Origin of the sequence: Bacteroides sp. 2_2_4, from assembly GCF_000157055.1 — a bacterium.
GTDB classification, from domain to species: domain Bacteria; phylum Bacteroidota; class Bacteroidia; order Bacteroidales; family Bacteroidaceae; genus Bacteroides; species Bacteroides ovatus.
The window spans coordinates 263,661-270,545 of sequence record NZ_EQ973364.1 but is presented as its reverse complement, the minus strand read 5'-3'; the positions used below and the strand labels follow the sequence as shown (position 1 = coordinate 270,545).

Here is a 6,885-nt window from a genome sequence, read left to right as displayed (position 1 = left end):
CATTACCTTCACTTGCTATCACATACCTGTCGGGATCCCGGCTCCATCAACCTGATATCCCCGTTAATTGCTAGCAAATTAGTTGCTCCGGAACGAACCGGGAACAAGAATCCGCTAGCACTTTTACGCAGCTCGAGTACACGATCCGGAAACATCTGCTAGCAAATATTTCATTGGCCAAGATCTTCCGGAGCGTATTTTGCTAGCAATCGTTTCCCCCTACTCTTTCTCCCTGCCCGCTTTCTCCAACCTGTCGAGTGCCGACAGAAAACCCCGCACTGCTTCGCCCTGCTCCCGATACTTTCGTTTCAGTTCTCCGTGTTCCTTCGCTTCCTGCTTGTAGTGGGTACAGAAACGGGGGTATTCCTTGACGACGTATTTAATCGCTTCGCTCCCGCTCTTCTTCCCAATGATGTCTTTGAGTATCTCCAGTTGGGCGGCTTCTTCGGCTGTCAGTCGCAAGGTGATCGTGCTTACTTTTTCGCTCATGATCGTTCACCCCCTCTCTTGCCGTCAGAGTTGGCTGGTTGAAGGGCTTGCGCCTGTTGCTGCTGGTTCATCACTTCCGCCCGTCGGTATGCTTCCGCATACGTCTGGCAGTGTATTCCGTATCTCTCGATAGTGACGCCCGCGGCTGTCACTTCGTGCGCCACGCACCACCCTGTACGCATTTTGCGGGGGTAGTAGAGCGGCGTCTTGTTTTTATCTTCACTCATAACTGTGTGGCTTACGCCGTTTTTTGCAATTCGTTTTTCTTCGCTTTTTTCAACCGTGACCTGATGAAACAGCTCACCGAAAGAATCCGCCCTTTCGATCGTCGTATTTCCCGTATAACCTCTTGCAGGACATCTTCTTTGCCTTTCGCCTCTCCGCATAATTCGTCCATGTCGTAGCTCGGCACGCCGATACCCGACAGCATCTGCCTGACGTTATGAACGCCCTCTTTCACCTCATCCGTATGCTCTTCCATCATCCGCAGGCGCCCCGTCTTCACCAGTCCCCACAGGGCGGGCAACACCTCTCCGGTGAACGAATAACGTCCGCCGCTCGCCTTCAACTCTTCAATCAGTTGCCATATCGGGCTGTCGTCCATGGCAATATTTTCTATCATCAGAACCTTACGGACATCTCCTTTCGAACACCCCAGATTGTAGCAGGTTTCACCCAGCCGCTGCAACTTCAAACGGTATTCTTCGCCATGTTCCGGACGTTTCCCGCAGGATTCTGCGGAAACATTTCCCCTATTCCCGTCCGGAGAGAGTGAAACTTTGTCCTCATCATCCCTTGCCGGCGGAATAGTCCGGGGGATAGAGGGGGAATTTTCTTTACTTTCTTTTTCTTTGTGCCGTTTTTCCGCAGAATTCCGCGGAGTTTCCGGAATTTCCGCAGAACTCTGCGGAATAATGACGCCGGAAGATATTCCGGCAGTGATTACGGTTTCTTTTCCGATATCGGTTGCGGTCTGTTTTCCGGTATCCAGTTTGGGAGAACCATAAACTGTTTTTCCGGTTTTCGTCTCAATTTCCTGACCGGAGAAAAGAGGTAGCGGCGCACCTGTCACACCGGAAGCCACGTCTTGTATCTCGACAAGCCGTATATCTTCCGGTATTACAATCTTCTTCTTGGCTCTCCGGCAGATTTCGAGATATCTCTGCTGAATATCTACGGAAGTAAGTACATGATTCGTATGCCAGGTAATGGTGTCGAACAATTCCACTTCCGTGCAATATTCAATGATTTTTTCTACCCGTTGCTCTTCAATGCCCCAGTATTCGGAAACATCAAAAAGCTGGTCGTCCGTGAAACGGATATAACAGCCTTCAACCCGGTATATCTCGTTTTGGATATACTGGTACACTGCATACCCTTCGCAGCCGTACCGCTTCTTCAGGCGTTTTACCTTGATGTCCTGAAAGCGGTCGGTTTCCGCCTGATAATATGATAATCCTGTTTTTGCCATTTTCGCTAGATTCTTCTACTGTAATTGGATGCGAGGTAATTCATGATTTCTTCTTTGCTGTAGAGAAATATCCCACCCAGTTTGTAGAATGGGATTGCGTGCTCCGCACGCATGTTCCTTAACGTTGAGTTGCTGATGTTGAGCAATTTGCATACATCCGTGGAGCGGATGAACACGGCATCTTCCGGAACAGTTTCGAGTGTGACGGGTTCCACGGGTTTGTACTTCGGTTTTCCGGTGGCTTTCTCCTTTTGGGGTTCCACGACTGCTTTTTCAGATTCCTTTTCAGGTTTCACGATTCTCATGCTGTTGGTTTCTGTTTTCATGATTTTGTTTTTTATGTGAGTTAATTATCAGGGGTTAACCGGCTGTTTATCCATGCAGGTGAAAGCTACCCGGTCGAGGTCTTTCAGTTGGCTGCTGTCGAGGGCGTAGATGGTTTTTATAATCCACCCTTTCAGGACGATTTCCCGGTGTCCTTCCCTGTTGGCGTAGTGATGCAGCGCGCGGGTGACTGCATCCTTCATTTCCTGTCCGGAAATGAGGCTCTTCTCGTATGCTATCATGCTATCGACAGCTTTCTGCTCCAGTTCTTCCTGGCTGATGGTTGCGGTTGTTTTCATCCGTTTACGGCTTTATTATCTGGTGATTTTTGAGATTCCTTTCTGGTGTACAATTCTTTGAGAGCCGCCATGTCGTCCATGACTTTCGTGTCCAGAATCTTAGCGTAGATTTGCGTCGTCTTGATGCTGGTATGTCCCAACATTTTTGACACAGTTTCAATCGGTATGCCGTGAGACAGGGTGATAGTGGTGGCAAAAGTGTGTCGGGCCATGTGGAAGGTAATATTTTTCTCTACTCCCGCTTCCTTGGCCACTTTTTTCAGGTATCGGTTTGCCACCTGGTTGGGCGGTACCGGGAATACATGATTAGTCCGTTTTCCTTTGTGGTATGCTTCATACCTCTTTAATATACAGACAGCAGGTTGCAATAAAGGCAGCATGGCGTGTATGTCCGTTTTCTGACGATAGTAGTTCAGCCACAAGCTTTTGTCGATACCGACATTTATATTTTCATTCGTCAGGTTACTGATGTCGACAAATGACAGTCCGGTGTAGACAGCAAATACAAACACGTCCCTCACGATGGAGAGGTTGACGGGCAAAGGGACTTCCTCGATGCTCTTCAGTTCCTTTTCGGACAGGAATCCTCTTTCTACTTTCGTTTTCTTGGCGTTGAGCAGGCAGACAGGGTTCCGGCTTATCCATTCGTTTTGCAGGGCGACATTCATCACCTTTTTGAAACGCTGGATATGCTTCAATGCACCATTGACAGCGCATACGGTCTCCCCTTCCCTCTTATAGCCTTGCAGATAGGCGTAAAACTCATAAACGAAAGCTTTGTCAATGGCGGTCAAATCATAGTCAGAGACATGGTATTTGATACGTATAAAGTTGAGCAGGTGTTTCTTCGTTACGTGATAGCCGACAAATGTACTGGCACGGAGATTTTTCTTCTCCATGATTTCATGGTAATCAAACAGTGTGCTGATGGTAGAGAACTCATTATCCTGTGTCTGAAACATGAGTTTGAAGTTCTCAATGTTGAGAGGGTAGTTTTTCTGTCTGATTTTGATAACGGTATCTTCGATCGTGATTTTCAAATCTTCGATATACCGGTTGGCTTCTTTGTCATTGGCGGTCTTACCAAGTGACTTTTGCGCAACTGCCGACCATGATTCAGACCGTAGGTATAGTTTCGTGGGAATTTCGTATCTTTGTCCCGAAATCGTAACCCGACATGAAAGAGGTGACAGTTTTTCATTCGTTCTTCCTTTCCTTATCCAGAAAAGAACATTGAAAGTTTGCTTTTTTTGGCTCATCATTGCTTTTTTTTGAGAACCGCTCAAAAAAATATCAAAAAAGAGCATTCGTGTCACCGAATTAGCCACCGAATTAGCGTCAACTTTTTTCGGATGGTATTTGTCAAAGCACAAAAAAACCCGCTAAAATTGCATTTTTAGCGGGTTTTTGTCAGTAAAAAGCTGGTGTTTTGTTGGGCTACCTGGATTCGAACCAGGAATGACAGGACCAGAATCTGTAGTGTTACCATTACACCATAGCCCAATGATTTTCGTTTGCGGGTGCAAAGATACAAATATTTTGGGAATTCAAAACAAATCCGATATTTTTTTTGCAAAAATGTCCAAATAAGCTTTCCAAACAAAAGTATCTCCACTAAAAAACACAAAAATTGAGGGATAACTTTCTTGTATCCAATAAATCAGCGTATATTTGTCAAAAATATCACGTTTATTATCAGAAACAAAGGGTCACCTTTTTTTGTTATAAACAAATAGAGAACATGAATTATTAATCCCAATTACAGGAATGAACGATACTAAAGTATTAATTGAAAAAATAAAAGAAGGAATTCAAGAGAAAAAAGGTAAAAAGATAATCGTTGCCGATTTAACCAGCATAGAAGATACCATCTGTAAATATTTCGTTATCTGTCAGGGAAATTCTCCCAGTCAAGTGAGTGCCATTGTAGATTCAATCAAGGAATTTACACGCAAAGGTGCGGATAGCAAACCTTATGCAATCGATGGACTCCGGAATGCTGAATGGGTGGCAATGGACTATGCCGATGTACTGGTACACGTCTTTTTACCGGAGACAAGAGATTTTTATAATCTTGAACACCTTTGGGCAGATGCCAAACTTACTCAAATCCCCGATCTAGACTAATTAATGATTATGGACAATAATAATAGCAATAATAACAATAGCAATAAACCTAACAATAAGGTTAATATGCCTAAGTTCAACCTGAACTGGATGTATATGATTATTGCCCTTATGCTTCTCGGCCTCTGGTGGGGCAGTGATTCAAAGGGAGCTGGAAGCAAAGCTGTAACTTACAGTGAGTTTCAGGACTACGTAAAAAAGGGCTATGTAAGCAAAGTATTGGGTTATGAAGATAAGTCAATAGAAGCTTTTCTTAAACCGACTGCTGTAGGGGCTGTTTTTGGAGCGGACTCTACCAAAGTGGGACGTAACCCTATCATTACAAGTAGAACGCCATCTACCGATAAACTGGAAGAGTTTTTGCAGGCAGAAAAGGAAGCCGGTCATTTTGACGGTTCTTCCGACTATCCGCCCAAATCGGATATTTTTCCCGCAATCCTGATCCAGATACTCCCGCTTGTCTTGCTTGTAGCGTTATGGATCTTCTTCATGCGCCGTATGAGCGGAGGTGGCAGTGGTGGCCCCGGCGGTGTATTTAACGTAGGAAAATCAAAAGCCCAGCTTTTTGAAAAAGGTGGAGCCATCAAGATTACATTTAAGGATGTAGCGGGTTTGGCAGAAGCGAAACAAGAGGTAGAGGAAATTGTAGAGTTCTTGAAGGAACCGCAGAAATATACGGATTTGGGAGGTAAGATACCCAAAGGAGCATTGCTGGTAGGCCCTCCGGGAACCGGTAAAACTTTGCTTGCCAAAGCTGTGGCGGGTGAAGCTAATGTTCCTTTCTTCTCACTGGCAGGTTCTGACTTCGTGGAAATGTTTGTGGGTGTAGGTGCATCCCGTGTTCGCGACTTGTTTAAACAGGCCAAAGAGAAAGCTCCTTGTATCGTCTTTATTGATGAGATTGATGCCGTAGGACGTGCTCGTGGCAAAAATCCTGCAATGGGAGGAAATGACGAACGCGAAAACACCTTGAACCAGTTATTGACAGAGATGGACGGTTTCGGTTCCAACAGCGGTGTAATTATCCTTGCTGCTACTAACCGTGTAGACGTACTTGATAAAGCATTGCTCCGTGCAGGACGTTTTGACCGTCAGATACATGTGGATCTGCCCGACTTGAATGAACGTAAAGAAGTATTTGGTGTGCATTTGCGCCCGATCAAAATAGACGATAGTGTTGATGTAGACTTGCTGGCTCGCCAAACTCCGGGATTCTCGGGTGCGGATATCGCCAATGTCTGCAATGAAGCTGCATTGATCGCTGCCCGCCACGGAAAGAAATTTGTAGGCAAGCAAGACTTTCTGGATGCGGTAGACCGCATCATCGGTGGTCTGGAAAAGAAAACCAAGATTACAACGGAAGCAGAAAGACGCTCTATCGCTTTGCATGAAGCAGGACACGCCTCTATCTCCTGGTTGTTGGAATATGCCAACCCATTGATTAAAGTTACAATCGTTCCTCGCGGACGTGCATTAGGAGCTGCCTGGTATCTGCCGGAAGAACGTCAGATCACTACCAAGGAGCAGATGCTGGACGAAATGTGTGCTACTTTGGGAGGACGCGCCGCTGAAGATTTATTCCTCGGCCGCATCTCAACAGGTGCCATGAACGACCTGGAAAGGGTGACTAAGCAGGCATACGGCATGATTGCTTATTTAGGTATGAGCGACAAGCTGCCGAACTTATGTTATTACAACAACGATGAATATTCTTTCAACCGTCCATACAGCGAAAAGACAGCCGAATTGATTGACGAAGAAGTCAAGAGAATGGTAAACGAGCAGTATGACCGTGCCAAGAGAATTCTGTCGGAGAATAAAGAAGGACACAACGAACTGACGCAATTACTGATTGACAAAGAAGTAATCTTCGCGGAAGACGTTGAACGCATCTTCGGTAAACGCCCTTGGGCTTCCCGTTCGGAAGAAATCATGGCTGCTAAAGAAAGTCAGGATGCCGCAAGAGCTGAAAGAGAACTTGCCCAAAAGCTGAAAGAAGAAGAAAAAGAAATCAAAGAAGAGGAAGCTGAAAATACCGCAAAGGAAAAACAAGCACCCATAGACACCAAAGTTGCCGCAGAAGGTAAAAAGGTTACTGTGGAGGGCAAAGTTACCGTAGAGGGTAAATCCAATGAAGAAGAAGCTAACGGGTCCAACTAATTAAAACGAATAGAT

The 6,885-nt window shown here is 45.5% G+C and carries 8 protein-coding genes and 1 tRNA gene; 2 read left to right on the top strand and 7 right to left on the bottom strand.

Annotation, left to right across the window (positions count from 1 at the left end):
* Positions 1–219 precede the first annotated feature (219 nt).
* The 7 genes from BSCG_RS07135 to BSCG_RS07165 form a co-directional block, all read right to left on the bottom strand.
* Entirely contained in the window at positions 220–489 is a 270-nt protein-coding gene (locus BSCG_RS07135) for a hypothetical protein (RefSeq protein WP_004310978.1), read from the bottom strand.
* Entirely contained in the window at positions 486–716 is a 231-nt protein-coding gene (locus BSCG_RS07140; protein WP_004310979.1) for a hypothetical protein, read from the bottom strand. The genes BSCG_RS07135 and BSCG_RS07140 overlap by 4 nt, the downstream gene beginning before the upstream one ends.
* Before the next feature lie 11 nt (positions 717–727).
* Entirely contained in the window at positions 728–1,960 is a 1,233-nt protein-coding gene (locus tag BSCG_RS07145; RefSeq protein WP_004310980.1) for a DUF4373 domain-containing protein, read from the bottom strand.
* 5 nt (positions 1,961–1,965) lie between these two features.
* Entirely contained in the window at positions 1,966–2,286 is a 321-nt protein-coding gene (locus BSCG_RS07150) for a helix-turn-helix domain-containing protein (protein ID WP_004310981.1), read from the bottom strand.
* Positions 2,287–2,313: 27 nt separating this feature from the next.
* Complete coding sequence (locus tag BSCG_RS07155) at positions 2,314–2,583, bottom strand: hypothetical protein (protein ID WP_008650634.1); 270 nt, start codon at positions 2,581–2,583, stop codon at positions 2,314–2,316.
* Positions 2,580–3,842, bottom strand: a complete 1,263-nt coding sequence (locus BSCG_RS07160) for a site-specific integrase (protein WP_008776786.1) — start codon at positions 3,840–3,842, stop codon at positions 2,580–2,582. Before BSCG_RS07160 ends, BSCG_RS07155 begins: the two co-directional genes overlap by 4 nt.
* 173 nt (positions 3,843–4,015) lie before the next feature.
* A tRNA-Gln gene (locus tag BSCG_RS07165) sits at positions 4,016–4,086 on the bottom strand.
* Positions 4,087–4,350: 264 nt separating this feature from the next.
* Between BSCG_RS07165 and rsfS the strand changes: the two genes are divergently transcribed.
* Positions 4,351–4,710, top strand: coding sequence for a ribosome silencing factor (gene rsfS / locus BSCG_RS07170; RefSeq protein WP_004301405.1), 360 nt, complete (start codon positions 4,351–4,353; stop codon positions 4,708–4,710).
* 9 nt (positions 4,711–4,719) lie between these two features.
* The gene (gene ftsH, locus BSCG_RS07175; protein ID WP_008776785.1) at positions 4,720–6,870 is read left to right on the top strand and encodes an ATP-dependent zinc metalloprotease FtsH; all 2,151 of its coding nucleotides are present in this window, start codon (positions 4,720–4,722) and stop codon (positions 6,868–6,870) included.
* Positions 6,871–6,885: the final 15 nt, after the last annotated feature.

Coding starts and splice junctions, on each gene's coding strand:
- BSCG_RS07155 (WP_008650634.1), bottom strand. CDS start 2,583: ATGAAAACAACCGCAACCATCAGCCAGGAAGAACTGGAGCAGAAAGCT.
- BSCG_RS07140 (WP_004310979.1), bottom strand. CDS start 716: ATGAGTGAAGATAAAAACAAGACGCCGCTCTACTACCCCCGCAAAATG.
- BSCG_RS07150 (WP_004310981.1), bottom strand. CDS start 2,286: ATGAAAACAGAAACCAACAGCATGAGAATCGTGAAACCTGAAAAGGAA.
- BSCG_RS07160 (WP_008776786.1), bottom strand. CDS start 3,842: ATGAGCCAAAAAAAGCAAACTTTCAATGTTCTTTTCTGGATAAGGAAA.
- BSCG_RS07145 (WP_004310980.1), bottom strand. CDS start 1,960: ATGGCAAAAACAGGATTATCATATTATCAGGCGGAAACCGACCGCTTT.
- ftsH (WP_008776785.1), top strand. CDS start 4,720: ATGGACAATAATAATAGCAATAATAACAATAGCAATAAACCTAACAAT.
- rsfS (WP_004301405.1), top strand. CDS start 4,351: ATGAACGATACTAAAGTATTAATTGAAAAAATAAAAGAAGGAATTCAA.
- BSCG_RS07135 (WP_004310978.1), bottom strand. CDS start 489: ATGAGCGAAAAAGTAAGCACGATCACCTTGCGACTGACAGCCGAAGAA.